Raw genomic sequence first — 26,757 nt, forward strand, 5'->3', positions numbered from 1 at the left:
TTCCGCCCTAATAAAATCGACACCCGAAAATAATGCCATGGCCAATCCCACCACCCGCGTGCTGGCCCTGTTGGAACTACTGCAGAGCCAGGGGCAGATCAGCGGTCGCGAGCTGGCCCAACGCCTTGAGGTTGACGGCCGCACCCTGCGCCGCTACATCAGCACCCTGGAGGAACTGGGCATCCCGCTGACCAGCGAGCGGGGCCGTCACGGCGGTTACCGCCTGGTCGCCGGCTTCAAGTTGCCGCCGATGATGTTCACCGTCGAGGAGGCCCAGGCCATCGCCCTCGGCCTGCTCGCCGCGGGCAGCCTGGGGTTGGCCGAGACCACGCCGGCGGTACTCAGCGCCCAGGCCAAGCTGCAGCGGGTGCTACCAGCCAACCTGCAGCAACGGGTTCGCGCCCTGAGCGAAAGCACCACCCTGGACCTGCCACCTAGCCGGGCGAACGGTGACAACCGCCTGCTGCTCGCCCTGGCCGACGCGGCCCAGGCCAGGCAGCGGGTGCGCCTGAGCTACCGCTCGGATCGGGGCGAGGTCAGCCAGCGCGAGGTCGATCCCTATGGCCTGGTCTACCGCTGGGGACTGTGGTACATGAGCGGCCTGTGCCATCTGCGCCAGGGCCTGCGTTCGTTCCGCCTGGACCGGGTCCAGGCGGTACAGCCCCTGGAGCAACGCTTCGCGCGGCCGGCCGAGTTCGACGCCGCCGGGCATCTGAACGCCAGCATCGCCAACCTGCCGCGCGCCTTCCCGGTCGAGGTACAGCTGCACACCGACCTGCACAGCGCCACCCTCGAACTGGGCAGCAGCGTCGGCCTGCTGGTGCCGAACCCGGACGGCGTGCGCCTGAACACCCGCACCGACAGCCTGACCTGGTTCGCCCGCCAGCTGGCACGCCTGCCCTTCGACTTCGAGGTCCACCAGCCGCCGGAACTGCGCGGAGTCCTGCGCGAACAGGCCCGGCGCCTGCTGCGGCTGGCCCGCTAACCGGCCGGCGGCACGTCCCTCGCGGTGGCGGCCCGTTTCGGCGTGACCGGCGCCTCAGCCACAGCCTTGAGTTGCGCCAGGCCTTGTTCGAAGTCGCCGCCGACCATCTTGTCCATATCCATCACCAGGTGCATCGCCTTGGCCATGAAGTTGTTCGAGCCGCTCATGCTCCAAGTCACCCGGGTGCCTTCGCCCTCTGGCACGAACAGGAACTGTGCCTCGTTGCTGGCCTGGAAAGGCTTGAGGAATTCCAGGCGGATGCGGATCGCCTGGCTCGGCAGGCTCTCGATTATGCTCATGCTGCCTGCGCCGACTTCCTTGTTGCCGGCCCAGCGGTAGATCGCGCCGACGCCGGCATGGGGGCCCTCGTAGGACTGCTGCATGGCCGGATCGCGCTTGGCCCAGGGCGACCAGCGCTGCCAGTTGCGCAGATCGTCGACCTGGGCGAACACCGCCTCCGGCGGTGCCGCCATGCTCAGCGAACGCTCGACACGGAAGCTGTCCGGCTGCCTGGCCACCAGCACCAGGGTGACGATCAGGGCGAAGGCGATCAGGGCATAGGCGAGCATGCGGTTGGCACTCCTGTTCATGGATACTCCTCGACGGTCGCTAACCCGCCCCGTGAATAATAGCCCCGTCCTCCCGGGGCTCGGTGGTGCGGCTCAAGGTTTTAGATCGAACAGCGCCTTGCCGCTCTGCATGTCGAACGGCGCGGAGAAGTGCTCGTGGACGATCAGCCAATGGCCGTCGCGGCGCTGATAGCCCTGGGTCACGCGCATCCAGGACGCCTGCTCCTGGCCCTGATCGTCGCTGCCGCCGCAGCGACACAGGTAGTAGGCCAGGGCCAGCTCGTCGCCTACCAAGAGGGTCGGCTCGTGGACCGCGAAGACGCCCGGTCCCGAGCACATCTCCATGCAGGCCTGCCAGTGCGCGCCATAGGCCTCCAGGCCCTTGAACTGCAACTGGAGTATGGCGTCGTAGGCGACAACGTCGGCCGCGTAGTGGCTGAGGATGCGCGCGACATCCTTGGCCTGCACAGCCTCGGCCCAGCTCTGCAGCAGAGCGCGAACCTCAAGTTGTTGCTGGTCATGACGCAGGGATGCTGTGTTCATTTCGCTGCTCCTGTGATGCGGCCCGCCACCTGCAGCGCTCGTGGGCGCCTGCGGAGACCGGCTGGCACCTTCTTAGTCAATAGGGAGGGGTTGCACATCCAGCTGGCGCACCGGCCGCACCTCGACCGAGCCGACCCGGGCGGCGGGAATCTTCCCGGCGATCTGGATGGCCTCGTTGAGGTCGCGGGCCTCCACCAGGTAGAAGCCGGCGAGCTGCTCCTTGGTCTCGGCGAAGGGGCCGTCGGTGATCGCCAGCTGGCCGCCGCGCAGGCGCACCGTGGTGGCCGTCCGCACCGGCTGCAGGGCCTCGGCGGCGAGCATGCGGCCGCTCTGCCGCACCGCCTCGGCGTAGGCGAAGCACTCCTCGTCGCGGGGACTGTCGGGGGCGTCGTGCAGGGCTTGCTCGTCGCTGTAGACCAGGCACAGGTATTTCATGGGGCTCTCCAGTTCTATGGTTATCGCGGTGGCTCTCGCTAGTCGTGCGCCGCCGCAGGAATTCGACATCGGCCGCACGATTATTTCCGTCCCGACTTCATCCGACTTCGAGCGCCGGGCATCCTCAGACATGCGCCCTGTTTGGCAACTCGCAGGCCCCCGCGGCCCGCTGCGAAAGTTTCCTGCCTATATGACCGAGCGGTCACGCCGCACACTTTGCGCAACTCGCGCATGAGCACTCCAGCCCCTGCGCGAACAACCCGGAAGAAAACCCGTGACAGCGCGCATGCACTGTTCTTCACTATGGCTCAGGCGGCGCTAGACTTTTAACGCGCGCTCGCCATAATTACTGGCGCACGCCCCCGAGGCGTCGCGGCAATAAACTACAAAAACATCCAAGTCGTTGTTTTAATTGAAATTAAAACAAATAAACACAAGAAGAAACATCTCCGACAACAACACGGCGGCTCACGTCGCACCAAGAATGGTGACCGTAACAGCGAGGCAGGCAGCCTTGCGATGTCACCTTATAAGTTCCAGACCATGGGTAACCACGTGACGAAAGACGAACTGCGCGCCGAACTCGAGCGCCAGGCGCAGCGTTACAAGGATGTATACGGCGGGGAAGTCATCACCTACGCCGCTCAACCGGACCCCGAGCGCAAGCCCTGGCGTAAGAAGGCCAATCTTCTCGACCAAGCCTTCGAGAAAGAGCTGGAAAAGATCGAGAAAGAGTTGCACGACAAAGCCGACAAAAACGCCGACTGACTGCGCCGGCTTACATGTCCCCAAGAGTGCGCACCCTCCCGGCTAGCGCCTCTTGCCGCCCAGCAGCGACCCCATCAGCCCCCGCACCAGTTGCCGGCCTATCTGGTTGGCCACCTGGCGCACCGCGCTCTTCAGCGCCTGGCTGGCCAGGCTGCCGAGCAGATCCCCCGCCATACCGCCGATGCCGGCGGACGCCGCACCGGCCTCCGCCGAGGCGGCCCGTTCGGCTGCACCGGCGGTTGCGGCGCGGGCGGCGAGCAGCTCGTAGGCGGACTCGCGGTCGACGGCCTGGTCATAGCGGCCGGCCAGGGGCGACTGGCGCACCAGGGCCGCACGCTCGGCCTCGTTCAGCGGCCCGATACGCGATTGCGGCGGCGCGATGGCCACGCGCCGGACCATGGCCGGGGTGCCCTTGTCCTCCAGGGTGCCGACCAGGGCCTCGCCGATGCCCAGTTCGGTCAACAGGGCCAGGGTGTCGAACGCCGGATTGGGGCGAAAACCGTCGGCCACCGCGCGCAGGGCCTTCCGTTCCCGGGCGGTGAAGGCGCGCAGGCCGTGCTGGATGCGCAGGCCGAGCTGCGCCAGCACGTCGTCGGGCAGGTCGCCGGGCGACTGGGTGACGAAGTACACCCCGACACCTTTCGAGCGGATCAGCCGCACCACCTGCTCCAGGCGCTCCTGCAAGGCCTTGGGGGTGTCCGCGAAGAGCAGATGCGCCTCGTCGAAGAACAGCGCCAGCACCGGCTTGTCGGCATCGCCGCGCTCGGGCAGCTGCTCGAACAGCTCGGCCAGCAGCCACAACAGGAAGGTCGCATAGACCTTCGGCGCCTCGTGCACCAGGCGACTGGCATCGAGCAGATGGATGCGCCCGCGCCCGTCGCGGTCGGGCTGCAGGATGTCCTCCAGCTGCAGGGCCGGCTCGCCGAACAGCGCCTCGGCCCCTTGCTGCTCCAGGCTCGCCAGGCGGCGCAGCAGGGCCTGTGCCGAGGCCGCAGTGAACAGCGCGGCGTCATCGCCGAGCACCTGCGGATTGGCCCTGAGGTGCGCCAGCAGCGCCTTCAGGTCCTTCAGGTCGAGCAGCAGCAGGCCCTCGCGGTCGGCCACCTTGAAGGCGGCATAGAGCGCCGCCTGCTGGCTGTCGCTGAGTTCGAGCAGGGCGCCGAGCAACAGCGGCCCCATCTCGCTCAAGGTGGTACGCAGCGGGTGGCCGCTGCGGCCATGGATGTCCCACAGCGTCAGCGGGTAGGCCGTCGGCCGATGCGCCAGCCAGGGCATGCTGGCGATGCGCTCGGCCACCTTGCCCTGGGGCGCGCCGGCCGCGCCCAGGCCACAGAGATCGCCCTTCACATCGGCGGCGAACACCGCCACGCCGGCGTCGCTGAAGCCCTCGATCAGGCGCTGCAGGGTCACGGTCTTGCCGGTGCCGGTGGCGCCTGCCACCAAGCCATGACGATTGGCCAGGCGCAGCGGCTGGCCTACCGGCTGACCGCCCTGGTCGGCGCCGAACACGAACTGGTCTGATACAGGCATCTTGCTGTCTCCTGGACTAAAGATTTGCCCGGGCGCTCCCGGCATAATCGGCGCGCCCAGTGCCCCGGCACTCGGCTCCCGCCTCTGCGTGCCCCTCGAGCCAGCCAAGACTGGTAGCCGACCATAACGGACAGCATATGCCATGACCAACCACCTGAAATTCAGCCACAAGATTCTCCTCGCCGCCTCCCTGGTGGTGATCGCCGCCTTCTCGCTGTTCACCCTGTACAACGATTACCTGCAACGCCAGGCGATCCGCGCCAACCTGGAGAACTACCTGCACGAGATGGGCGAGGTGACCGCCGGGACCATCCAGAACTGGCTGTCCGGGCGCATCCTGCTGGTCGAGAACACGGCCCAGACCCTGGCCCGCGACGCCGCGAGCGGCAATGTCGGCGGCCTGCTGGAGCAGCGCGCGCTGGCCTCGAGCTTCGCCTTCAGCTACCTGGGCGGCGCAGACGGCGCCTTCACCATGCGCCCCGACTCGCAGATGCCCGACGGCTACGACCCGCGTACGCGCCCCTGGTACAAGGACGCCGTTGCCGCCGGTGGCACCACCCTCACCGAGCCCTACGTGGATGCCGCCACCGGCGGGCTGATCATCACCATCGCCACCCCGGCCAGGCCGGCCGGGGTGGTCGGCGGCGACCTGAGCCTGAGCACCCTGGTCGACATCATCAACTCGCTGGACTTCGACGGCATGGGCCATGCCTTCCTGGTCAACGGCGCCGGCAAGATCCTCGTCCATCCGGACAAGAGCCTGGTGATGAAGAGCCTCAAGGACGTGTTCCCGCAGAACACCCCGCGCATCGGCAGCGACCTCGGCGAGGTCGAGGTGGATGGCCAGACCCGCCTCCTCACCTTCGCGCCGATCGCGGGACTGCCCTCGGTCACCTGGTACCTCGGCCTGTCCATCGACAAGGGCAAGGCCTACGCGATGCTCGACGAATTCCGCGCCTCGGCCATAGTCGCCACGTTGATCGCGGTGGTGCTCATCATCCTGCTGCTGAGCATGCTGATCCGCGTGCTGATGCAGCCGCTGCACCTGATGGGCAAGGCCATGCAGGACATCGCCCAGGGCGAGGGCGACCTGACCAAGCGCCTGGCGATCCAGTCGGACGACGAGTTCGGCGCGCTGGCCAAGGCCTTCAACCGCTTCGTCGAGCGCATTCACGCCTCGATCCGCGAGGTGTCCTCCGCCACGCTGCAGGTCAACGAGGTCGCCCAGCTGGTGCTCAACGCCTCCAACTCCTCGCTGCACAACTCCGACGAGCAGGCCAGCCGCACCAACAGCGTGGCGGCGGCGATCAACCAGCTGGGCGCGGCCGCCCAGGAGATCGCGCGCAATGCCGCCGATGCCTCGGCCCAGGCCTCCGACGCCCGCGGCCAGGCCGAGGACGGCCGCCAGGTGGTGGAGCAGACCATCCGGGCGATGAACGACCTGTCGAGCAAGATCAGCGGCTCCTGCAGCCACATCGAGACGCTCAACGGCAAGACGGTGAACATCGGCCAGATCCTCGAGGTGATCAAGAGCATCTCCCAGCAGACCAACCTGCTGGCGCTCAACGCCGCCATCGAGGCCGCGCGGGCCGGCGAGGCGGGCCGCGGTTTTGCCGTGGTCGCCGACGAGGTGCGCAACCTGGCGCACCGCACCCAGGAGTCGGCCCAGGAAATCGAGCAGATGATCGAGGAGCTGCAGATCGGCTCCCGCGAATCGGTCACCACCATGACCGAGAGCCAGCGCTACAGCGAGGAAAGCGTGGAGATCGCCAACCAGGCCGGCGAGCGCCTGAGCAGCGTGACCCAGCGCATCGGCGAGATCGACGGCATGAACCAGTCGGTGGCCACCGCCACCGAGGAGCAGACCTCGGTGATCGAGTCGCTGAACATGGACATCATCGAGATCAACACCCTCAACCAGGAAGGCGTGGAGAACCTGCAGGCCACCCTGCGCGCCTGCGGCGACCTGGAGCAGCAGGCCACGCGTCTCAAGCAGCTGGTGGGCAGCTTCCGCATCTGAGCCCCCGGACAGGCTCGGCTCACGGGGCGCTCATCGAGCGCCCCGTTTCATTTCGGCTGCGGTTTCTCGCCACGCGCCTGTTCGTCCTGCCAGCGTCGCCACAGCTCGGCGGCGCCCCGGAACTCGCAACCGCTGGTCTCATCCAGCGCCTCGGGGTCGTAACGCCGCACGCAGCCTTCGCCGAGCGTCGCCGGCGGCCTGGACGTGGCACGCGCCAATGGATCCTTCATCCTGTCACCCTCCGCTGTTGCTCGCCTGCGTCGTCACGCGCAGGCCCGAGCCTGCGGCCGGCCGCTACCCGCGCAGCATAGCCCGAACCCCGGCGTCAGCCGGCGGCCTTGCCCTGCTCGTGCTGGGCGAACTCCTTGACCGCACGCAGCACGTCGCTGCGGCTGATCTGGCCCACCAGACGGCCATCCTCGATCACCGGAATGCGCCCGAGGCGGCCGCGCAGGAAGCGCTGGGACACCTCGATGATGTCGACTTCCGGCGAGATGGTCTCCACTTCGCGAATCATATAGCCGCTGACGGTGCCGCCAGTCGCCTCGTAATAGGCACCGGAGAGTATGCCGCGCAGGCAGTCGCCCTCCGACAGCAGGCCGATCAGATGGCCCTGGGAGTCGACCACCGGCGCGCCGGAAATACGGTGCTCCAGCAGACGATTGATGGCGGTGAACAGATCGGTATCGGACCGAAAGGTCACCAGATGGCGGGTCATGTAATCCCGCACCTTGATTGACTTGAGCATAAGCGAACTCCTGTGTCGTCCACCCTAGCGGCCCACGCCAGCAGGCTCGGCAGAAGCGCACCGTCCTGTTGCCGTACGCCGGCACCCGGTCTTCCAAGTGATAGCGTAGTCCACGGGGGCGCACTCTCCTGGCCAGCTGCTTGTCCCCAAAACGCCGCCCCGACGCCAACTGTAAATGAGCTGGCCGAAGCTATTCCCGACAAAACATCACCGAGCGCTGGCACTTTTCGTACAGCGCCTAAACCACCCGGCACTCGGAAAATTCCGGTGAAGACTCCCCCGCTCATTCAACCATTACCGCTGGCCTGGAAGTTACCGCCCTATAGCGCTTTGCCGATGCGCCCGCTCGGGCGAAGGGCGGACGCAAAGTGCCACGGGAAGATTCCCGATTTCCGCAAAGTCGATCACTCCAGGCACGGCGCTGGAAAACAGCGGGCGCTTTGCCTATGTCCTGGCCAGCGCGATAAACCGAACAACGAATTCTCCCCCGCGGGCGCGCTAACTGCCACGCCGAACCTGTGTCATGGCAGTTCTCACCCTCGGTTCGCCACCGCGGCAAGGGGCCGCCAGGTCAGTCAGCGGCCCCACGAGTTAATTCCCCGCCAAATGTGCAACTAAAGATGTGCCAACGCGGTAATTCCTGACAAAGCGGTTTACTTGTGAAAAGTGCCTGACTATCATTACCGACACTTAGTCATTCCCTTACTAATTCAAGGTAAATCCATGTCGCTGATCAACGAATACCGCGCCACCGAAGAAGCCATCAAAGAACTGCAGGAGCGCCTGAAGAATCTGTCGCAAGACGACAAACTGAAGAAGGAACTGGAGTTCGAAGGCAAGCTGCGCACGCTGATGGGCGAATACCAGAAATCCCTGCGCGACATCATCGCCCTGCTCGACCCGGAAGCCAAAGTCAGCAAGCCTGCGCGCGCCGCCAAGCCGGCCGGCACCAAGCGCGCGCGCAAGGTGAAGCAGTACAAGAACCCCAACACCGGCGAAGTGATCGAAACCAAAGGCGGCAACCACAAGACCCTGAAAGAGTGGAAGGCCAAGTGGGGCGCCGATGTGGTTGAAAGCTGGGCCACGCTGCTGGGCTAAGTCGCCCACGCCTACTGCGGTATATCAGCACATAAAAAACGCCAGCCTTGCTGGCGTTTTTTATGTCGAGCCTCCGGCTCTGCGACTGCGAGCGCTCCCGGGTATGACGCACAAACACGGCGCCTGGCCCAACGAACAACGACCGGCTTGCCTGCCCTCTCCCCAATAACCCTGTTTTAGCCCACAAACGCCATGGTTAACCGACTGTGTTTCAACTGCGAGCCTTTCGATCCTGCTCGAAAAAGGCCACGGCAAACTCCGCGCCCGGATGCAGAACAGTTGCACAACCGTAAATCCAGGCTGCAGCCGGGACATAACCGCAGCAAAAGCAACTCATGGGCCCTGCTGACCTGCGCATTACGCAAGCAGCCGGGTAACTAAGCGATTCGCGCCAATACCCAGGGCAGTGTTAGCGACTCGCCATATCGGGTTAAAGCCCATAACGCCCACGCAATTGCTGCACATGCTCACGCCATTCGTTCAATACAACCTGTTGCTGCGGTGAAGCCGTGGCGAAGACCTCGGCCAGCGCCGCATCGAAACTAGTCAGGGTATTAGGAGCGCCACACTCGGAACGCTGCAGACGCTGCTGACAAAATTCCCGCCAGCGCTGTTGTTCGGCACTGTTCAGACTGGAGAAGAAGTTTCGCGCGCGATAACGAAACAGCAGTTCCGGCAGACGCGCATCGTCGAACGGCCAGCTTTCCTGAGCCAGGGCGTGCGGATCGGCACGACGCACCTGCTCGCACAGACGCCGATCGCGATCGCCGATAAAACCGTCATACAACTGCTGCTCCGGATCCTCGCTGGCGGCGAACGCCTCCTCGCCATAGATCTGCGCGAGTTTGTCCTGCCACTGCGCCTGGCTGTCGCCGAGGCGCTTCGCCCGAGCCTGGCAGGTCGCCATGTCCAGTTGCAGACGCTGGATATCCTCGCTGCGCAAGACTTTCAGCGGCGCCACTACCGGGCAGCGATTGATGTGCAGCAGCTTCAGAGGCACCGGCAGCTCGCCTTCGGCCAGCTGCTCGCGCCGGGTATAGAGGCGCTGGCGCAAGGTTTCCCCGTCTTCGGCGAGCAGGGGCGCGGGGTCGGCCTGCAGGTCGCAGACGATCAGGGCGTTGCGGTTGCGCGGATGCCAGGCCAGGGGCAGCACCAGCCCCAGGTAATGCCGCGCGCCGGCGAAGCGCCCGGAGACATGCACCAGTGGCTGCAGCAGGCGAACCTGCTCGAGCACCCGCTGCTTGCTGCGCAGGCCATACAGGAAGTCGTACAGCCTGGGCTGCTTGTCGCGCAGCAGACGCGCCAGGGCGATGGTCGCGCGCACGTCGGACAGGGCATCGTGGGCCTGGCCGTGGTCGATGCCATTGGCCTGGGTCAGGCGCTCCAGCTTGAGGCTGACGCGGCCCTCCTCCTCTGGCCAGACGATGCCTTCCGGGCGCAGGGCATAGGCGGTGCGCACCAGGTCGATCAGGTCCCAGCGGCTGTTGCCGCCCTGCCACTCGCGGGCATAGGGATCGAAGAAGTTGCGGTAGAAGCTGTAGCGGGTGACCTCGTCGTCGAAGCGCAGGCTGTTGTAGCCTGCGCCGCAGGTGCCCGGCTGCGCCAGTTCGCCGTGCACCCGGGTCATGAACTCGGCCTCGCTCAGCCCCTGCGCCGCCAGGCGGCCGGGGCCGATGCCGGTCACCAGGCAGGCGGCCGGGTGCGGCAGGATGTCGTCGCTGGGCCGGCAATAGATGTTCAGCGGCTCGCCGATTTCCCTGAGATTCTCGTCGGTGCGAATGCCGGCGACCTGCAGGGGGCGGTCGCGGCGCGGGTCGATGCCGGTGGTTTCGTAGTCGTACCAGAAGATGGAGGTCACGGAGCTGTCCTGTTGCGGTGGCCGCGGCAGTCTAGCATCCAGTCGCCCCGGCCTTGGCGGCGCAGAACCTTGCGCCAGTGCACGCCGGGCCGAGCGGTGCCTTGCCGGTAGCGAGCCGACGCGGCTAGAGTGACGGTTCGACCAACTCTCGCGCACAAGGATGTCCCATGAGTGACGCCACCAGCCCCAACCCCTACGCCGCACCGACCAGCGACCTGCAGGAGCCCCGCGACGGCGACCAGGTGCCCAGCATCGAGCAGGCCCTGAGTCGCGGCTACGATTTTCGCATCGGCGAGCTGCTCGGCGAGGCCTGGCAGCGGGTGAAAGGCACCAAGGGCATCATCGTCGGCGGTTTTCTGGTGTTCTATGTGGTGATGCTGGCCGCCTCCCTGGTCCTGGGCGGCGTATTCGGCATCCTCGGCATGGTCAGCGAGGGCTCGGTCGCGGCCATCATCGGCGACCTGCTCATCGGCGTGCTGGCGTCCGCCCTGGCCTACCCCTTCATGGCCGGGATCAACATGGTCGGCATCCGCCGCGCCGCCGACCAGCCGATCAGTTTCAACGAGATCTTCAGCCACTTCGGCCGTACCCTGCCGCTGATGCTCACCGCGGTGAGCATGACGCTGCTGATCTACGCCGGCATGCTCCTGCTGATCCTCCCCGGCCTCTACCTGGGCGTGGCCTATATGCTGGCGGTGCCGCTGGTGGTGGAGCGCGGGCTGTCGCCCTGGCAGGCCCTGGAGGCCTCGCGCAAGGCCATCGGCCAGCACTGGTTCAAGGTCTTCGGCCTGTTCCTGCTGCTCGGCCTGATCACCCTGGTCAGCATGCTGCCGCTGGGTATCGGCCTGGTCTGGAGCATCCCGCTGTTCGTCATCGCCATGGGCGTGCTGTACCGCACCATCTTCGGTGTATTGCCGCCGGCCCAGTAAGGCGGCGCCCAGCCCAGCTCCCGATGCACCGGGCCGCCGCCTGGCCCGGTTGCTTCCCCGCCCGCCGCTGGCTAGCATCGGGCTTTCTTCGACGCAGTCTGCCGATGTCGCTCCTCTCGCCCCCACCGTCCCGCGCACCCAGCCCGCCGCTGGACACCCGTTACCGGGTGGAAACCCCGGAAGGCATCGACCTGATCCTGCGTCCCGCCGGCCTGGTGCCGCGCGCCCTGGCCTTCGCCATCGACCTGGCGATCCGCGGCCTGTTGCTGGCGGCGCTGTTCGTCCTGCTCGGCCTGCTCGGTCAGTTCGGCATGGGCCTGGCGACCATCGCGCTGTTTCTGCTGACCTGGTGGTACATGGTGCTGTTCGAGGTGCTCAACCAGGGTCGCTCGCCGGGCAAGCAGCTACTCGGCCTGCGCGTGGTGCACGACGACGGCACGCCGGTCGGCTGGGCCGCCTCGCTGACCCGCAACCTGCTGCGCTTCGTCGACATCCTGCCGTTCGGCTATACCCTGGGCGTGCTCAGCTGCCTCAACCATCCGGCCTTCAAGCGCCTCGGCGACCTCGCCGCCGGCACCTTGGTGGTCTACCGCGACACCCCGCCGGCGCCCCCAGCCTGCCCGAGGTCGAGCCCCTGCCGGCCCCCGTCGCCCTCAGCCTGGGCGAGCAGCGTGCCCTGCTCGGCTTCGCCGAGCGGGCGCAGAACCTGTCCAGCGCCCGCCGCGGCGAGCTGGCGGCGATCCTCGCCGAGCCCTTGCAGCTCGCGCCGGAGCAGGCCGAGCGAGGGCTCCACGGCATCGCCCGCGGCCTGCTGGGGCCGACATGAAGCAGAGCCTGTTCGAGAGCCGCCACCAGGCCGACTGGCAGGCCTTCGCCACCCAGCTCGCGACACTCGAACGGGGCAAGGCCGACGCCGCCCAGTGCACGGGGTTCGCCGCCGCCTACCGGCGCCTGTGCCAGCAACTGGCCCTGGCCCAGGCGCGCGGCTACAGCAACCACCTGGTCGAGCGGCTGCAGCAGTTGGCCCTGCGCGGCCACCAGCAGTTCTATCGCCACCGCAGCCCGCTCGGCGCCCAGCTGCTGGGTTTCGTGCTCGGCGGTTTCCCGCGCCTGGTGCGGGCCGAATGGCGCTGCGTGCTGGCCGCCAGCCTGCTGTTCTTCGGCAGCCTGCTGGGCATGGGGCTGCTGGTGTACCTGTTCCCCGAACTGGTCTACAGCGTCATGGACGCCGAGCAGGTGAGCGGCATGGAGCAGATGTACGACCCCGACGCCAGCCGCCTCGGCCGCTTCGCCGAGCGCGACTCCGGCGACGACTGGCTGATGTTCGGCTTCTACATCATGAACAACATCGGCATCGCCTTTCAGACCTTCGCCAGCGGCCTGCTGCTGGGCCTGGGCAGCCTGTTCTTCCTGCTGTTCAACGGCCTGATGATCGGCGCGGTGGCCGGCCACCTGACCCAGATCGGCTACGGCCAGACCTTCTGGTCCTTCGTCATCGGCCATGGCGCCTTCGAGCTGACCGCCATCGCCCTGGCCGGCGCCGCCGGCCTCAAGCTCGGCTGGGCGCTGCTGGCGCCGGGCCGCCTGCCGCGGGGCGAGGCCCTGCGCCGGGCCGCCGCCCGCAGCGTGCGCCTGATCGGCGGGGTGATCCTGCTGCTGTTGCTGGCGGCCTTCGTCGAGGCCTACTGGTCGTCCATGACCCTGGCCAGCGCCAGCCTCAAGTACGCCGTCGGCGCCGGACTCTGGCTGCTGGTGCTGGCCTACCTGGGGTTGGCCGGACGAGGTGGCCATGCGCCTGACTGATGCCGGCGTGGTGATCCGCCCGCGCAGCGCCTGGGAGGCGCTGGACCTCGGCACCCTGCTGGCGCGCCGGCATGCCGGGCTGCTGATGGCCAGCTGGGCGCTGCTCAGCCTGCCGGTGTTCGCCCTGCTCTGCCTGCTGCTGTGGGACCATCCCGGCTGGGCGATCCTCGCCTTCTGGTGGCTCAAGCCGGCCTTCGAACGCCTGCCGCTGCATATCCTCGGCCGCGCCCTGTTCGGCGAAACGCCGACCCTCGGCCAGGCGTTCAAGGCCCTGCCCGGCCTGCTCCGGCCACAACTGCTGGCCAGCCTGACCTGGCGCCGCCTCAGCCCCACGCGCAGCTTCGACCTGCCGGTATTGCAGCTCGAGGGCCTGTCCGGCCCGGCGCGCAGCGCGCGCCTGGTGGTGCTGGGCCGGCGCGACAGCGCCGCGGCAACCTGGCTGACCCTGGTCGGCGTGCACCTGGAACTGGCCCTGTGGCTCGGCCTGATCAGCCTGTTCTACCTGCTGCTGCCGCAGCAGCTCACCCAGGACTGGAGCTGGCAGAGCCTGATCCAGGCCAGCAGCGGCGACTGGCTGTGGCTCGAGCACCTGTCCAACCTGCTCTACGCCCTGGTGCTGATCCTCTGGGAGCCGGTCTATGTCGCCTGCGGCTTCAGCCTCTACCTGAACCGGCGCACGACCCTGGAAGCCTGGGACCTCGAGCTGGCGTTCCGCCAACTGCGCCAGCGCCTGGGCAAGCTGGCCTATGCCCTGCTGCTGGGCCTGAGCCTGACCCTGCTGCAGGCGCCGAGCCCGGCGCTGGCGGCCGCCAGCAGCTGCCCGCTGCCCCCGCAGGACCCGCACGGCCCCGAGGCCGCCCGCCTGCTCGAACAGCCGCTGAACAGCCAGGCGGCGCAGCAGAGCATCGCCGAGCTGCTCGACGCGCCCCCCTTCGAACACCGGGAAACCGTCACCCGCTGGCGTTTCGCCGCCCCGGAACAGGCCGAGCCGCAGGGCGAACTGGACATCGAGGCGCTGGTCGAGAAACTCCTCAAGCTGCTGGAATTCTGGAAGCACCTCGATGGCGTCGCGCTGTTCTTCGAGGTGCTGCTCTGGGCCGGCCTGTTCGCCCTGCTGACCATGCTGCTGTGGCGTTACCGGGACTGGTTCGCCGCCTTCGCCGGACGCGGCCTGCCCCGACGCCGTCCCGCCCAGGCGCCGCCGCAGCAGCTGTTCGGCCTGGAAGTCGCCCCGCAGAGCCTGCCCGCCGACGTCGCCGGCGAGGCCGAGCGGCTCTGGGCCGAGCAGCCCCGCGCCGCCCTCGGCCTGCTCTACCGCGCCCTGCTCAGCCGCCTGCTGCACGATCATCGCCTGCCGCTCAGGGCCGCCCACACCGAGGCCGAGGTGCTGGCCCTGGTGCGGGGGCTGCAACAAGACGATCTGAACGCCTTCAGCCAGGCAGTGACCCGCCACTGGCAGAACCTCGCCTACGGCCACCGCCTGCCCCCCGAGGCCCTCAAGGCCGAGCTGTGCGCCGCCTGGCGCGGCCTGTTCGCCGGCGGGGAACGCACATGAGCCGGCGTCGCCAGTTCCTCCTCGGCGCCGTCCTGACCCTGGCCGTCGGCCTGCTCGGCCTCTACCTGCTGGCTCGCCTGGAGCCCTACCAGCACACCCTCGAACACGGCCCGGCCCCCGAGGCCAGGGCCAACCCCTACCTGGCCGCCGAACACTTCCTGCGCCGTCAGGGCCTGCAGGTCCGGCGCGCCGACGGCCTGCAGCAGCTGGCGGAGCTGCCCAGCGCCGGCCAGACCCTGCTGCTGCTCGGCGACCGCCAGCACATGAGCCCGGCCCAGGCCGAGCGCCTGCTGGACTGGGCGGCCCAGGGCGGCCATCTGCTGTTCGTCGCCGAGCGCCTGTGGGACGAGGACGAGGGGGCCAGCGGCGACCTGCTGCTCGACCGCCTGGGCATCCAACAGTACCAGAGCGACCAGCTCGACGCCGCCGCCGGAGAAGACGCAGCAGACGAGGCGGAACTCGAGGTGCTGGAGGAGCCCAACCGCTACCCGCAGCTGACCCAGCTGTACCTGGAGAACGAGGAGGCGCCGGCCTACATCGACTTCGACACCGCCTTCCACCTGTACGACGCACAGAACCGCGCCCATGCCTGGGCCAACAGCGCGGCGGCCACCCACATGCTGCAGCTCTACCAGGGCGACGGCCTGGTCACCGTGCTGAGCGACGCCTGGATCTGGCGCAACGAGCGGATCGCCGACCACGACAACGCCTGGCTGCTCTGGTACCTGGCCCAGGACAGCGCCGTGACCCTGCTCTACCGCACCGAGCGCGACGGCCTGCCGGCCCTGCTGCTGCGTCATTTCCCCCAGGCCCTGGTGGTCCTGGGCCTGTTGCTCGCCCTCGGCCTGTGGCATGTCGGCCTGCGCCAGGGCCCGCTGCAGCTACCGGCCAGCCCCGGCCGCCGGCAGCTGCGCGAGCACCTGCGCGGCAGCGCCGACTTCCTCCTGCGGCGCAGCGGCCAGCACAGCCTGCTGCAGGGGCTGCAGCAGGACATCCGGCGCCGCGCGCGCCAGCGTCACCCCGGATTCGAGCGCCTCGGCGTGGCCGAACAGTGGCAGGTGCTCAGCCGCCTGACCCGCCAGCCGCCCCGGGCCATCAGCCAAGCCATGCGGCCGCTGCCCAAGCAGCGCCTGGCCGCCGCCGATTTCACCCGCCAGGTCGCCCACCTGCAAGCCCTCAGGAATGCCCTATGAGCGAATACAGCCCCGAACAACCGAGCAGCCCGGTCGCCACGGCCACTCCTGCCCCGGCGCCCGCCTCCACTGCCGCGCCGGCCAACTCGGCGCAACAGCGCCAGCGCGCCAGCCAGCTGGCCCAGGCCCTGCGCCTGGAACTGCAGAAGGCGCTGATCGGCCAGGGCGAGGTGATCGACGACGTGCTCACCGCGCTGATCGCCGGCGGCCACGTGCTGGTCGAGGGCGTGCCGGGACTGGGCAAGACCCTGCTGGTGCGCGCCCTGGCCCGCTGCTTCGGCGGCGACTTCGCGCGCATCCAGTTCACCCCGGACCTGATGCCCAGCGACGTCACCGGCCACGCCGTGTACGACCTGGCCAGCGAGCAGTTCAAGCTGCGCAAGGGCCCGGTGTTCACCCACCTGCTGCTGGCCGACGAGATCAACCGCGCCCCGGCCAAGACCCAGGCGGCGCTGCTGGAGGTCATGCAGGAGCGCCAGGTCACCCTGGAGGGCCGCCCCCTGGCGGTGCCGCTGCCGTTCATGGTGCTGGCCACGCAGAACCCCATCGAGCAGGAAGGCACCTACCCGCTGCCCGAGGCCGAGCTGGATCGCTTCATGCTCAAGCTGCGCATGGACTACCCGGAGCAGGACGAGGAGCTGCGCATGGTGCGCCAGGTGGCCCGCTCGACCAAGGCCGACATGCTCGAGGTCACCGCGCTGCGCACCCTGCTGCAGGCCAAGGACGTGCTGGCCATCCAGAAGATCGCCAGCGACCTGCCGATCGACGACCAGGTGCTCGACTACGCCGTGCGCCTGGCCCGGGCCACCCGCAGCTGGCCGGGCCTGGCCATCGGCGCCGGGCCGCGGGCCTCGATCGCCCTGGTACGCGGCGGTCGTGCCCGCGCCCTGTTGCGCGGCGGCGACTTCGTCCTGCCCGACGACATCAAGGGCTGCGCCCTGGCGGTGCTGCGCCATCGCGTACGCCTGGCGCCGGAGCTGGACATCGAAGGCCTGTCGGTGGACCAGGTGCTGCGCCAGCTGCTCGACCAGGTGGCGGCGCCGCGCCTATGAGCGATTCCACCCCGGGGGCGCCATGAAGCCGTCGCGCCTGCTGCTGGCCCTGCTCGCCAGCCTGTTCGCCCTGGCCCTGCTGCTCGGCGCCCTGCAGGCCCTGGCGATCGCGCTGCCGCCGAGTCTGTCCGCGCTCTGCTGGGGCCTGCTGCTGGCGCTGCTCGGCGCGGCGCTGGTCGATGCCCTGAGCCTGCGCCGCCTGCCCTCGCCGCGCCTGGAGCGCCAGTTGCCGGGCAACCTGCCGCTGGGCCGCTGGCACGAGGTGCAACTGTGCCTGCACCACGACTACGACCGCGCGCTGCACCTGGAGCTGTTCGACCATGTGCCGGACGGCATGGCCTGGGAACAGCTGCCGCAGGCGGTGGCACTGCGCCCGGGCCAGCTGACCCGCTGTGCCTACCGGGTGCGCCCGCTGCGCCGCGGCCACTTCCACTTCCCGCGCTGCGAGATCGGCCTGCCCAGCCCGCTGCGGCTGTGGCAGGCGCGGCGCTACCTGGCGCTGGCCGGGGAGACCCGCGTCTACCCCGACTTCGCCCGGCTCTACGGCGCCCAGCTGATGGCCGTGGACGACTGGCTCAGCCAGCTCGGCGTGCGCCAGCGTCCGCGCCGCGGCCTGGGCCTGGAGTTCCACCAGCTGCGCGACTTCCGCGACGGCGACAGCCTGCGCCAGATCGACTGGAAGGCCACCGCGCGCAAGGGCACGCCGATCGCCCGCGAGTACCAGGACGAGCGCGACCAGCAGATCGTCTTCCTGCTCGACTGCGGCCGGCGCATGCGCAGCCAGGATGGCGAGCTGGCGCACTTCGACCACGCCCTCAATGCCTGCCTGCTGCTCAGCTACGTGGCCCTGCGCCAGGGCGATGCGGTGGGCCTGGCGACCTTCGCCGGCGATCACCAGCGCTTCCTCGCCCCGGTCAAGGGCGCGGCCCAGCTCAAGGTGCTGCTCAATGCCGTGTACGACCTGCAGACCACCGGCCAGCCGGTCGACTTCGCCGCGGCCGCCGACACCCTGCTCGGCCGTCAGCGCCGCCGCGCCCTGGTGGTGCTGGTGAGCAACCTGCGCGACGAGGACGACGAGGAACTGCTCGCCGCGGTCAGGCGCCTGGGCCGCCAGCACCGGGTGCTGGTCGCCAGCCTGCGCGAGGAGGTGCTCGACAGCCTGCGCCAGGCGCCGGTGCAGGATTTCGAGGGGGCCCTGGCCTACTGCGGCACGGTGGACTACCTCAACGCCCGCGCCGGCCTGCACGAGCGCCTGGCCGCGCACAACGTGCCGGTGCTGGATGCCCGGCCCGGGGAACTGGGCCCGCAGCTGGTCAGCCGCTACCTGGCCTGGAAGAAGGCCGGGGTGCTGTAGGCCGCCAGGCGCGCAGAAAAAAGCCCGCCATGAGAGCGGGCTTTTGCGTCAGGCTGCGAATCAGCGGCGGGCCGCCTTGATCGCCTCGATATAGGGCTCGGCCTGGCGCTGATCCTGAATCAGGGCGACGAAGTCGTTGCCCTGCGCATCCTTGGCGTCGAGGTCGTAACCGGCCTCGACGAAGAAGCCGAGGAAGCGCTCGAAGTCATCGATGCGCAGGCCGCGGTAGGCCTTGATCAGCTTGTGCAACGACGGCGGCGTGGCATCGGCGGGTTCCACGTCGAGGAACAGCCTGATCGACTCGTCACCGATCTCTTCGCCAATCACCTGCTTCTTGTCTTTGCGCATCGTTCACTCCAGCTCACCAAGCCACACGGGGCCGGCAGTGTACCCCCGCCACGGCCTGACGCTCAACGCAGGCGCGTAACCGACAGGCCCTCGTATACAATATCTTCGCCATCCACCCGACAAAGGGGCCACGCCTTGCCACTGCCCAGCTTCAACGCCCCCAACCTCGGGGTCACCCCCACCGCCTCGGAAGTCATCACCAAGCACCTGCGCGAGGCGATCATCGGCGGCCACTTCGCCGAGGACGAGCCGATCCGTCAGGACGACGTCGCCCGCCTGTTCAACGTCAGCAAGATCCCCGTGCGCGAGGCGCTCAAGCGCCTGGAGGCCGAGGGCCTGGTGCTGTTCCAGCGCAACAAGGGCGCGGTGGTGACCAAGATATCCGAGCCGGAGCTGGCGCAGATCTTCGAGGTGCGGGTGCTGCTGGAGGTGCAGGCGATCCGCCTGGCCGTGCCGAACATGACCGAGGAGACCTTCGCCCGCGCCGAGCGCATCTGCCAGGAGTTCATCGGCGAGACCGACGTCGGCCGCTGGGCCGAACTCAACTGGGCCCTGCACGCCTGCCTCTACGAGCCGGCGCAGCGGCCCTTCCTGGTCAACCTGATCCGCTCCATCCACGACAAGGTCGAGCGCTACCTGCGCATGCAGATGAGCCTGTCCGCAGGCAAGGACCGCGCCGACCAGGAGCATCGCGAGATCCTCGCCGCCTGCCGCGCCGGCGACGCCGACAAGGCCGCCGAACTGATCGAGCAGCACATCATCGGCGTCTGCCGCACCCTCTACGAACACCTGCCGAACCGGCCGACGCCGAGCTGATCGCCGTCCTCGACCTCAGCGCGGCGGCGCTTGCCCCGCGCAGCGGACGGTCAGTCATCCCGGGTCAGTACTTCCAGCAGTTCGATCTCGAACACCAGGTTGGCGTTGGCCGGAACGCGCGCGCCCATGCCCCGCTCGCCGTAGCCCAGGTGGGCCGGCACCAGGAGTTTGCGTTTGCCGCCCACGCGCATGCCCATCAGTCCCTGGTCCCAGCCCTTGATCACCCGCCCAGTGCCGATCACGCACTGGAAGGGCTTGCCGCGCTCGTAGGAGGAATCGAACCGCGTACCGTCCTCGAGAAAGCCGCTGTACTGGGTGCTGATCAAGGCGCCCTTGACCACCGCCTTGCCCTCGCCCAACTGCAAATCCACCACCTGCAATTCACCGCTCATCGTCCGCACTCGCTCAGGAGCCGGCCCCAGGCCGACCGACCGGCGCTTTCTCGCAGGAAACGCGGCGTCTGGCAAGGGGGGCTGCCCTTGCCAAGGACCACGCTTTTCCGCGGCCGGCCGGTCCGGGCCAGTGCCGGAGTGCGGGTACTCACAGGCGTCGCGGGGAGGACGCGTGACGCCTGGGGGTGCGCAACAGCTCGCCGGCCAGCACCAGCATCCTGTCCTCGGCCTGCTGCAGCGCGGCGACGGCCTGCGCCTGCCAGGGCTGGCGCAGCGGCTGCAGGTCGGCCTCGCGGCTGGCCCTGAGGCACCACTGGTAACGGTCGTGCCAATCGCCGAGGGCCGACTGCACGGTCTTCAGGGCGGCCCGGGCACGCCTGGAGAGGGGCGAGTGGTGCGGATAGGCATCGGCCGCGTAGCGGTTGCGCTTGACCAGCAGGCGGATGCGGTGCGGGTCGTGCTGCAGGTTGGCCAGGGCATCCAGCAGACGGCCCCGCTGCTTGTCCAGGCGCCTGTCGAGCAGCCGCGCCAGGCGCCGCAACTCGCCGCCGCGCTCGGCCCGGCGCCAGTCCGCCGGCCAGCTATCCAGGCAGGCGAACAGCTGCGCCAACTCGCTGCTGTGCAGGATCTCGCCATACCGGGTCGCCAGCCGGGCCTCGCGGCGCTCGGCGGCCTCATGCAGGCCGCGGCGACGCAATTCCCCGACCAGTACCTCCAGATCGCGCACCGGGGTGGTCAGCTGGCCGACGGCCGCGGCGGCGCGCTCCAGTGCGCTCACGCTGTCCCGGCCGCGCAGCGGCTTGAGCAGGCTGCGCAGGCGCCGCAGGCCGATGCGCAGGTCGTGCAGGGCTTCGCCGTCGGTGCCCGCCGCCAACCGTGCGCGGGCGTGGTGCAGGCTCACTTCGAGGCGCAGAACCTGGGCAACCACTGCATCGACGATGGCGGGCATTGCAACCTCGTGTCACGGCTTGGCTTGCGCTCCAGAATAGTCGATCGCCCGTCCGCGAGGCACCCCACGCTCAGCCCTCCAGCAAGCCGAACAGGGCCTGGAACTGCTGGGTCAGCTTGTGGGTCGGCTGCAGGTGGATCAGTGGCGTGCACAGCTGGTGCGACTCACGCATCTTCACCGAACTCATCAGGTAGACGGGCAACAGCGGCAGCCCCTCGCCGAGCAGTTCGTCGACCAGCTGGCCGGGCAGTGTCGCACGGGACTGGTACTGGTTGACCACTATGCCCTCCAGGACCAGGCGCTCGTTGTGGTCGGCCCGCACCTCCTCGACCTCCGCCAGCACCTGGTAGAGGCTTTGCCGGGCGAAGCTGTCGCAGTCGAAGGGGATCAGGCAGCGGTCCGCGGCGATCAGTGCCGAGAGGCTGTAGAAGTTCAGGCCCGGCGGGGTGTCCAGATAGATGCGCTCGTACTCCGGCGCCAGGCGGTCGAGCAGCCTGCCCAGCTTCTGCACCTTGTAGCGCGCCTCGAGCCTGGCCTGCAACGCCCCCAGCTCCGCCGAGGCGGCGATCAGGTGCAGGTTGGCGAAGGGGGTTTCCTGCACCTGGGCGCGTGGCTTGCCCTTCTGTGGCCCGGACGCCAGGGTCTGCTTGAAGAAGTCGGCGATACCGGCGGGGACCGCGTCACCATGCAGGCCGGTGAGGTAGTGGGTCGAACTGGCCTGGGCATCCAGGTCCACCAGCAGGGTACGGTAGCCCTCCGCCGCACTGATCGCCGCCAGGTTGCAGGCGATGCTGGACTTGCCCACACCGCCTTTCTGATTGAACACCACGCGTCGCATCGAACCCTCCTGTCCACAGCCGCGCCCGCAGTCTACCCCGTGAATGTTTCAGCCTCGACGCGACTGCGCGGTTGTTCTGGAGCGAAGCGGCCCGGCTGCCATAAAAAGGCAACACGCGGTCTCTAGAGTGCCGGCACGCTTTCCCAAGGACGATGCCCGTGAGCCGAGCAACCCGACACATCTGCAAGACACTGGACCTGGTGGCCGCCAACAACGAGGCCGCCGCCATAGTGGTGATGCGCGCCGCCGAGCGCATCGGCGACGAACTGCTGCGCCAGCAACTGCTCAACGTGATCCAGCGCATGAACCAGGACGCCGCCCAGCTGCGCCTGGCCCGGGACGAGGTTGCCGGTCAGGGACTGCGCCGCGCCTAGCACCCTGCACTGTGCCGATTTCGTCATCACCTCGCACGATTCCCATCAAGCCGGCACCGCCCTGAAGCGCCAGGCTTAACGGCACCTTTACTGCACAGGTGCCGGCGCCATGAAACGCATCCACGTCATCGATTCCCATACCGGCGGCGAGCCGACTCGCCTGGTGCTCGACGGGTTTCCCGAGCTGGGCCCGGGCAGCATGGGCGAGCGCCGCCAGCGCCTGGCCGAGGGTTTCGACGACTGGCGCGCCGCCTGCGTGCTGGAGCCGCGCGGCAGCGACGTGCTGGTCGGCGCGCTGCTCTGCGCGCCGGTCGATCCCACGGCCTGCGCCGGGGTGATCTTCTTCAACAACACGGGTTATCTGGGCATGTGCGGCCACGGCACCATCGGCCTGGTCGCCTCCCTGGCCCACCTGGGGCGCATCCGGCCGGGCCTGCACCGCATCGAGACCCCGGTGGGCACGGTGCAGGCGACCTTGCATCAGGATCGCTCGGTCAGCGTGCGCAACGTTCCGGCCTACCGCTACCGCCAGGCGGTGTCCCTGAATGTGCCGGGATACGGCAGCGTCACCGGCGATATCGCCTGGGGCGGCAACTGGTTCTTCCTGATCGCCGAGCACGGCCAGCGCGTCGCCGGCGACAACCTGGAGGCGCTGACCGCCTATTGCTGGGCCGTGCGCCAGGCCCTGGAGGCCCAGGGCATCCGCGGCGAGGACGGCGGCGAGATCGACCATATCGAGCTGTTCGCCGAAGACGACAGCGCCGACAGCCGCAACTTCGTGCTGTGCCCCGGCAAGGCCTACGACCGCTCGCCCTGCGGCACCGGCACCAGCGCCAAGCTGGCCTGCCTGGCCGCCGACGGCAAGCTGGCGCCCGGCGCCCTGTGGCGCCAGGCCAGCGTGATCGGCAGCCAGTTCGAGGCCAGCTACCAGTGGCAGGACGCGCGCCGCATCATCCCGACCATCCGCGGCCGCGCCCACATCAGCGCCGAGGCGACCCTGCTGCTGGAGGACGACGATCCCTTCGCCTGGGGCATCCGCGGATGAATGCCGAGGTCATCGTCATCGGCGCCGGCATCGTCGGCAGCGCCTGCGCCCATGAGTTCGCCCGCCGCGGCCTGGATGTGCTGGTGCTCGACAGCCAGCGCGGCGGCGCCACCGCGGTGGGCATGGGCCACCTGGTGGCGATGGACGACAACCCGGCGGAACTGGCCCTCAGCCGCTATTCCATCGAGCTGTGGCGCCAATGGGCGCCGCAGCTCGACGCCGACTGTGCCTACAGCAACTGCGGCACCCTGTGGCTGGCGGCCAACCGCGAGGAGCTGCTGGCGGCCGAACACAAGCGCGAGGTCCTCGGCGCCCAGGGCATTGCCTGCGAGATGCTCGACGCCGAGGCCCTACGCCAGGCCGAGCCGATGCTGCGCCGGGATCTGGCCGGGGCGCTGAAGGTCTGCGGCGACAGCATCGTCTATGCGCCGAACGCCGCGCGCTGGCTGCTCGCCCAGGGCGGCGGACGCATTCAGCTGCGCCACGCGCAGGTCGGCGAAGTCGACGGCAACCGCGTGCGCCTGGCCGGCGGCCAATGGCTGCAGGCCCAGTTCGTGGTGCTGGCAGGTGGCATCCACGCCAGCGAGCTGTGCCCGGAGTTGCCGATCCGCCCGAAGAAGGGCCACCTGCTGATCACCGACCGCTACCCCGGCCGTATCCAGCACCAACTGGTCGAGCTGGGTTACGCCGCCAGTGCCCACGCCGACAGCGGCACCTCGGTGGCCTTCAACGCCCAGCCGCGGCCGACCGGGCAGATCCTGCTCGGCTCCTCGCGGCAGTTCGACAGCCTCGATCCCCAGGTCGAGGGGCCGGTGCTGGCGCGCCTGCTGCGCCGCGCCCTCGACTACCTGCCGGCGCTGGCCGGGATGAATGCCATCCGCAGCTGGACCGGTTTTCGCGCCGCCACCCCCGACGGCCTGCCGCTGCTCGGCCAGCATCCGCAGCAGGCCGGCCTGTGGCTGGCGGTCGGCCACGAGGGCCTCGGCGTCACCACCGCGCCGGGCAGTGCCCGCCTTCTCGCCGCCCAGCTGTTCGGCGAGCGCCCGGCCATCGACCCCGCCCCCTACCGCCCCGAGCGCTTCGTCCACACCGCCGTCCCCCTGGAGCCAGCCCCATGATCGAACTCAACCTCGATGGCCAGACGATCCGGGTACCCGCCGGCAGTACCGTCGCGGCCGCCCTGTATCTGGGCGGCGACGGTTGCAGCCGCACCGCGGTCGGCGGCCAGCGCCGCGCGCCACTGTGCGGCATGGGCGTGTGCCAGGAGTGCCGGGTCAGCATCGACGGCCGGCGCCGCCTGGCCTGCCAGACCCTGTGCCAGCCCGGCATGCGGGTGGAGACCCGGCCATGACCCGCGACTTCGACCTGCTGATCATCGGCGCCGGCCCCGCCGGCATGGCGGCGGCCCTGGCCGCCGCGCCCAGTGGCGCACGCATCGGCCTGATCGACGACAACCCGGCGCCCGGCGGGCAGATCTGGCGCGACGACGTGCTGGCCCAGCTGCCGGCCATCGCCCGGCAGATGCGGGAGGCACTGGCGGCGGCGGGCAATATCCAGCTGTTCCACTCGACCCGGGTAGTGGCCATCGCCGGCCCGCACCGGCTGCTGCTGGAAGATGACACCTGCGCCTGGTGCGCTCGTTATTCCAAGCTGATCCTCTGTACCGGCGCCCGCGAACTGCTGCTGCCCTTTCCCGGCTGGACCCTGCCCGGGGTGACCGGCGCCGGCGGCCTGCAGGCCCTGATCAAGGGCGGCGTGCCGGTGGCCGGCGAGCGCCTGGTGATCGCCGGCAGCGGCCCGCTGCTGCTGGCCAGCGCCGCCACCGCGAAACAGGCCGGCGCACAGATTCTGCGCATCGCCGAACAGGCGCCACTATCGGCCCTGGCCGCCTTCGCCCTGCAGCTGCCGCGCTGGCCGGGCAAGCTGCTGCAGGCCGCCCAACTGTTCGATCGCCGCTACCGCAGCGCCAGCTTCGTGCTGGCCGCTCTCGGCAACGAGCGCCTGGAAGGCGTGCGCCTGAGCCAGGGCGGCAAGGTGGTGGAAATGGCCTGCGAGCGCCTGGCCTGCGGCTTCGGCCTGATTCCCAATACCCAGCTGGGCCAGGCCCTGGAGTGCCGCCTCGACGGCCAGGGCATAGCCGTGGATGACTGGCAGGCCTGCAGCCGGGACGGCCACTACGCCGCCGGCGAATGCACCGGTTTCGGCGGCAGCGAACTGGCCCTGGTCGAGGGCGCCATCGCCGGTCACGCCGCGGTCGACGAGCGGGCCGCGGCCCGCGCCCTGTGGCCGCGACGTCGCCGATGGCAGGCCTTCGCCGGGCAACTCGGTCGGCATTTTGCCCTCGATGCGAGGCTCAAGCAGCTGGCGAATGCCGACACCCTGGTGTGCCGCTGCGAGGACGTGGCCTACGCCGAAGTCGCCGGGCGCAGCGGCTGGGTCGATGCCAAGCTGCACAGCCGCTGTGGCATGGGCGCCTGCCAAGGGCGGGTGTGTGGCGCGGCCAGCCAATTCCTGTTCGGCTGGCCGGCGCCGACACCGCGTCCGCCCTTTTCGCCGGCGCGCATCGACAGTCTGGCGAAGCTGGCCGACGCGGCCGAGGATGCGCCGCTTCCCTGAAGGCGCCAGCGCACCGTAGAGTAGGGCCGCGGCCGCCGTGGCAGCCGCAGCCCTCTGCCCTGCCCGGACCCAGCCGACCCATGTTGTTCGATGCCCTGCCACTGCCCACCCCACAGGACTTGCCCGAACTGCTCGGCAGCCTGCAGCAGATCGCCCCCCTGCTCGATGCCATGCCGGACCTGGTGTTCTTCATCAAGGACACCGAGGCGCGCTACGTGCTGGTGAACCAGACCCTGGTCCAGCGCTGCGCCCTGAAGGAGCGCCAGGCGCTGCTCGGCAAGACCGCCGAGCAGGTCTTCCCCTCACGCTTCGGCCCGCTCTACACCGAGCAGGATCGCCGCGTGCTGGAGAGCGGCAGCCAGCTCAGCGACCAGCTGGAACTGCACCTCTACCCCGGCCGCCAGCCAGGCTGGTGCCTGACCCACAAGCTGGCCCTGCGCAACCGCGACGGCGCCATCATCGGCATGGCCGGCATCTCCGCCGACCTGCAGGCGCCCCAGGCCAGCCACCCGGCCTACCAGAAGCTGGCGGCGGTCGACGCGCATATCCGCCAGCACTTTGCCCAGCCCATCGCGGTGAAAGAGCTGTGCGCCATCGCCGGATTGTCCGTCGCCCAGCTGGAACGCCTGTGCAAGCGCATCTTCGGCCTCAACCCAAGGCAGATGATCCACCGCGCGCGCCTGGGCGCCGCCTCCCGGTTGCTGACCGGCGAGCGGCCGATCACCGAGATCGCCCTGCGCTGCGGCTACACCGACCACAGCGCCTTCAGCCGCCAGTTCAAGGCCCTCACCGGCCTCTCTCCCAGCCAGTACCGCGAGCGCCAGCGCAGCCCGTAGGGTGCGACGCGCCCACCAGCCAGCACGCACCCCGGCGGCAAATGGTGCGCATGGCGCACCCTACTCAGAACAACCGCATGTAATCGGGCGATAGATGATGGCG

At 69.0% G+C, this 26,757-nt stretch carries 28 protein-coding genes and 2 pseudogenes; 19 read left to right on the forward strand and 11 right to left on the reverse strand.

What is annotated here, in order from left to right; translation table 11 throughout:
- The first annotated feature begins 37 nt into the window (after positions 1–37).
- Positions 38–985 (forward strand): helix-turn-helix transcriptional regulator, encoded by a 948-nt coding sequence (locus I0D00_RS07770; RefSeq protein WP_213639161.1) that lies wholly within the window; start codon positions 38–40, stop codon positions 983–985.
- On the opposite strand, the gene I0D00_RS07775 is transcribed toward I0D00_RS07770, so the two are convergent.
- The 3 genes from I0D00_RS07775 to I0D00_RS07785 all read right to left on the reverse strand — a co-directional run bounded on the left by I0D00_RS07775 (position 982) and on the right by I0D00_RS07785 (position 2,532).
- Entirely contained in the window at positions 982–1,575 is a 594-nt protein-coding gene (locus tag I0D00_RS07775) for an SRPBCC family protein (protein ID WP_246533195.1), read from the reverse strand. The genes I0D00_RS07770 and I0D00_RS07775 overlap by 4 nt on opposite strands.
- A gap of 72 nt (positions 1,576–1,647) precedes the next feature.
- A complete protein-coding gene (locus I0D00_RS07780) occupies positions 1,648–2,097 on the reverse strand; it encodes a YybH family protein (RefSeq protein ID WP_213639162.1) in 450 nt (149 codons plus the stop codon).
- Positions 2,098–2,169: 72 nt separating this feature from the next.
- Positions 2,170–2,532, reverse strand: a complete 363-nt coding sequence (locus tag I0D00_RS07785) for a YciI family protein (RefSeq protein WP_213639163.1) — start codon at positions 2,530–2,532, stop codon at positions 2,170–2,172.
- A 555-nt stretch (positions 2,533–3,087) separates the two neighbouring features.
- Here I0D00_RS07785 and I0D00_RS07790 point away from each other — a divergent pair.
- Positions 3,088–3,300, forward strand: a complete 213-nt coding sequence (locus tag I0D00_RS07790) for a hypothetical protein (RefSeq protein ID WP_213640250.1) — start codon at positions 3,088–3,090, stop codon at positions 3,298–3,300.
- A 42-nt stretch (positions 3,301–3,342) separates the two neighbouring features.
- Here I0D00_RS07790 and I0D00_RS07795 read toward each other — a convergent pair whose 3' ends face one another.
- Positions 3,343–4,830, reverse strand: a complete 1,488-nt coding sequence (locus tag I0D00_RS07795) for a helicase HerA-like domain-containing protein (RefSeq protein ID WP_213639164.1) — start codon at positions 4,828–4,830, stop codon at positions 3,343–3,345.
- A 142-nt stretch (positions 4,831–4,972) separates the two neighbouring features.
- Between I0D00_RS07795 and I0D00_RS21840 the strand changes: the two are divergent.
- Positions 4,973–5,995: pseudogene (locus tag I0D00_RS21840) on the forward strand (HAMP domain-containing protein); the annotation flags it as partial.
- Between the two features lie 129 nt (positions 5,996–6,124).
- Positions 6,125–6,850, forward strand: coding sequence for a methyl-accepting chemotaxis protein (locus I0D00_RS21845; RefSeq protein WP_420850801.1), 726 nt, complete (start codon positions 6,125–6,127; stop codon positions 6,848–6,850).
- Positions 6,851–6,897: 47 nt separating this feature from the next.
- Here the strand turns inward: I0D00_RS21845 and I0D00_RS07805 are convergent, their stop codons facing one another.
- Both I0D00_RS07805 and I0D00_RS07810 read right to left on the reverse strand, forming a co-directional pair.
- Complete coding sequence (locus tag I0D00_RS07805) at positions 6,898–7,080, reverse strand: hypothetical protein (RefSeq protein ID WP_213639166.1); 183 nt, start codon at positions 7,078–7,080, stop codon at positions 6,898–6,900.
- 95 nt (positions 7,081–7,175) lie between these two features.
- A complete protein-coding gene (locus I0D00_RS07810) occupies positions 7,176–7,598 on the reverse strand; it encodes a CBS domain-containing protein (protein WP_213639167.1) in 423 nt (140 codons plus the stop codon).
- A 723-nt stretch (positions 7,599–8,321) separates the two neighbouring features.
- On the opposite strand from I0D00_RS07810, the gene mvaT reads away from it, so the two are divergent.
- Entirely contained in the window at positions 8,322–8,696 is a 375-nt protein-coding gene (gene mvaT / locus I0D00_RS07815) for a histone-like nucleoid-structuring protein MvaT (protein ID WP_213639168.1), read from the forward strand.
- Positions 8,697–9,126: 430 nt separating this feature from the next.
- Here mvaT and sbcB read toward each other — a convergent pair whose 3' ends face one another.
- Positions 9,127–10,554: an exodeoxyribonuclease I gene (gene sbcB / locus I0D00_RS07820; RefSeq protein WP_213639169.1), complete on the reverse strand. Its 1,428-nt coding sequence runs from the start codon at positions 10,552–10,554 to the stop codon at positions 9,127–9,129.
- A 167-nt stretch (positions 10,555–10,721) separates the two neighbouring features.
- On the opposite strand from sbcB, the gene I0D00_RS07825 reads away from it, so the two are divergent.
- The 7 genes and pseudogenes from I0D00_RS07825 (at position 10,722) to I0D00_RS07855 (ending at position 18,440) form a co-directional block, all read left to right on the forward strand.
- A complete protein-coding gene (locus tag I0D00_RS07825; protein ID WP_213639170.1) occupies positions 10,722–11,483 on the forward strand; it encodes a hypothetical protein in 762 nt (253 codons plus the stop codon).
- A 104-nt stretch (positions 11,484–11,587) separates the two neighbouring features.
- Positions 11,588–12,309 (forward strand): annotated as a pseudogene (locus tag I0D00_RS07830) (RDD family protein).
- Entirely contained in the window at positions 12,306–13,286 is a 981-nt protein-coding gene (locus I0D00_RS07835; protein WP_213639171.1) for a stage II sporulation protein M, read from the forward strand. Before I0D00_RS07830 ends, I0D00_RS07835 begins: the two are co-directional and overlap by 4 nt.
- Complete coding sequence (locus I0D00_RS07840; protein ID WP_213639172.1) at positions 13,273–14,841, forward strand: DUF4129 domain-containing protein; 1,569 nt, start codon at positions 13,273–13,275, stop codon at positions 14,839–14,841. The genes I0D00_RS07835 and I0D00_RS07840 overlap by 14 nt, the downstream gene beginning before the upstream one ends.
- Complete coding sequence (locus I0D00_RS07845; RefSeq protein ID WP_213639173.1) at positions 14,838–16,034, forward strand: DUF4350 domain-containing protein; 1,197 nt, start codon at positions 14,838–14,840, stop codon at positions 16,032–16,034. Before I0D00_RS07840 ends, I0D00_RS07845 begins: the two co-directional genes overlap by 4 nt.
- Positions 16,031–17,086, forward strand: a complete 1,056-nt coding sequence (locus I0D00_RS07850) for an AAA family ATPase (RefSeq protein ID WP_213639174.1) — start codon at positions 16,031–16,033, stop codon at positions 17,084–17,086. Before I0D00_RS07845 ends, I0D00_RS07850 begins: the two co-directional genes overlap by 4 nt.
- Positions 17,087–17,108: 22 nt before the next feature.
- Positions 17,109–18,440: a DUF58 domain-containing protein gene (locus I0D00_RS07855; RefSeq protein ID WP_213639175.1), complete on the forward strand. Its 1,332-nt coding sequence runs from the start codon at positions 17,109–17,111 to the stop codon at positions 18,438–18,440.
- 60 nt (positions 18,441–18,500) lie between these two features.
- On the opposite strand, the gene I0D00_RS07860 is transcribed toward I0D00_RS07855, so the two are convergent.
- Positions 18,501–18,788 (reverse strand): PA4642 family protein, encoded by a 288-nt coding sequence (locus tag I0D00_RS07860; RefSeq protein WP_213639176.1) that lies wholly within the window; start codon positions 18,786–18,788, stop codon positions 18,501–18,503.
- Between the two features lie 141 nt (positions 18,789–18,929).
- Here I0D00_RS07860 and I0D00_RS07865 point away from each other — a divergent pair, with 141 nt between their 5' ends.
- On the forward strand, positions 18,930–19,604 hold the full coding sequence (locus tag I0D00_RS07865) for a GntR family transcriptional regulator (RefSeq protein WP_420850802.1): 675 nt from the start codon (positions 18,930–18,932) through the stop codon (positions 19,602–19,604).
- Between the two features lie 50 nt (positions 19,605–19,654).
- On the opposite strand, the gene I0D00_RS07870 is transcribed toward I0D00_RS07865, so the two are convergent.
- From I0D00_RS07870 to I0D00_RS07880, 3 genes are all read right to left on the reverse strand, one after another.
- Complete coding sequence (locus I0D00_RS07870) at positions 19,655–19,996, reverse strand: FKBP-type peptidyl-prolyl cis-trans isomerase (RefSeq protein ID WP_213639178.1); 342 nt, start codon at positions 19,994–19,996, stop codon at positions 19,655–19,657.
- A gap of 148 nt (positions 19,997–20,144) precedes the next feature.
- Entirely contained in the window at positions 20,145–20,945 is an 801-nt protein-coding gene (locus tag I0D00_RS07875; RefSeq protein WP_213639179.1) for a CHAD domain-containing protein, read from the reverse strand.
- Positions 20,946–21,015: 70 nt separating this feature from the next.
- A complete protein-coding gene (locus I0D00_RS07880) occupies positions 21,016–21,783 on the reverse strand; it encodes a ParA family protein (RefSeq protein ID WP_213639180.1) in 768 nt (255 codons plus the stop codon).
- Positions 21,784–21,935: 152 nt separating this feature from the next.
- Between I0D00_RS07880 and I0D00_RS07885 the strand changes: the two genes are divergently transcribed.
- The 6 genes from I0D00_RS07885 (at position 21,936) to I0D00_RS07910 (ending at position 26,654) form a co-directional block, all read left to right on the forward strand.
- On the forward strand, positions 21,936–22,157 hold the full coding sequence (locus I0D00_RS07885) for a hypothetical protein (protein ID WP_215730800.1): 222 nt from the start codon (positions 21,936–21,938) through the stop codon (positions 22,155–22,157).
- Between the two features lie 109 nt (positions 22,158–22,266).
- Complete coding sequence (locus I0D00_RS07890) at positions 22,267–23,202, forward strand: 4-hydroxyproline epimerase (RefSeq protein ID WP_213639182.1); 936 nt, start codon at positions 22,267–22,269, stop codon at positions 23,200–23,202.
- Positions 23,199–24,320, forward strand: a complete 1,122-nt coding sequence (locus tag I0D00_RS07895) for an NAD(P)/FAD-dependent oxidoreductase (RefSeq protein WP_213639183.1) — start codon at positions 23,199–23,201, stop codon at positions 24,318–24,320. The genes I0D00_RS07890 and I0D00_RS07895 overlap by 4 nt, the downstream gene beginning before the upstream one ends.
- Complete coding sequence (locus tag I0D00_RS07900) at positions 24,317–24,553, forward strand: (2Fe-2S)-binding protein (protein ID WP_213639184.1); 237 nt, start codon at positions 24,317–24,319, stop codon at positions 24,551–24,553. The genes I0D00_RS07895 and I0D00_RS07900 overlap by 4 nt, the downstream gene beginning before the upstream one ends.
- Entirely contained in the window at positions 24,550–25,818 is a 1,269-nt protein-coding gene (locus I0D00_RS07905; RefSeq protein ID WP_213639185.1) for an NAD(P)/FAD-dependent oxidoreductase, read from the forward strand. Before I0D00_RS07900 ends, I0D00_RS07905 begins: the two co-directional genes overlap by 4 nt.
- 80 nt (positions 25,819–25,898) lie before the next feature.
- A complete protein-coding gene (locus tag I0D00_RS07910) occupies positions 25,899–26,654 on the forward strand; it encodes an AraC family transcriptional regulator (protein WP_213639186.1) in 756 nt (251 codons plus the stop codon).
- The last annotated feature ends 103 nt before the right edge of the window (positions 26,655–26,757 follow it).

The sequence above is a fragment of the Pseudomonas lalucatii genome (assembly GCF_018398425.1).
Classification (GTDB): domain Bacteria; phylum Pseudomonadota; class Gammaproteobacteria; order Pseudomonadales; family Pseudomonadaceae; genus Aquipseudomonas; species Aquipseudomonas lalucatii.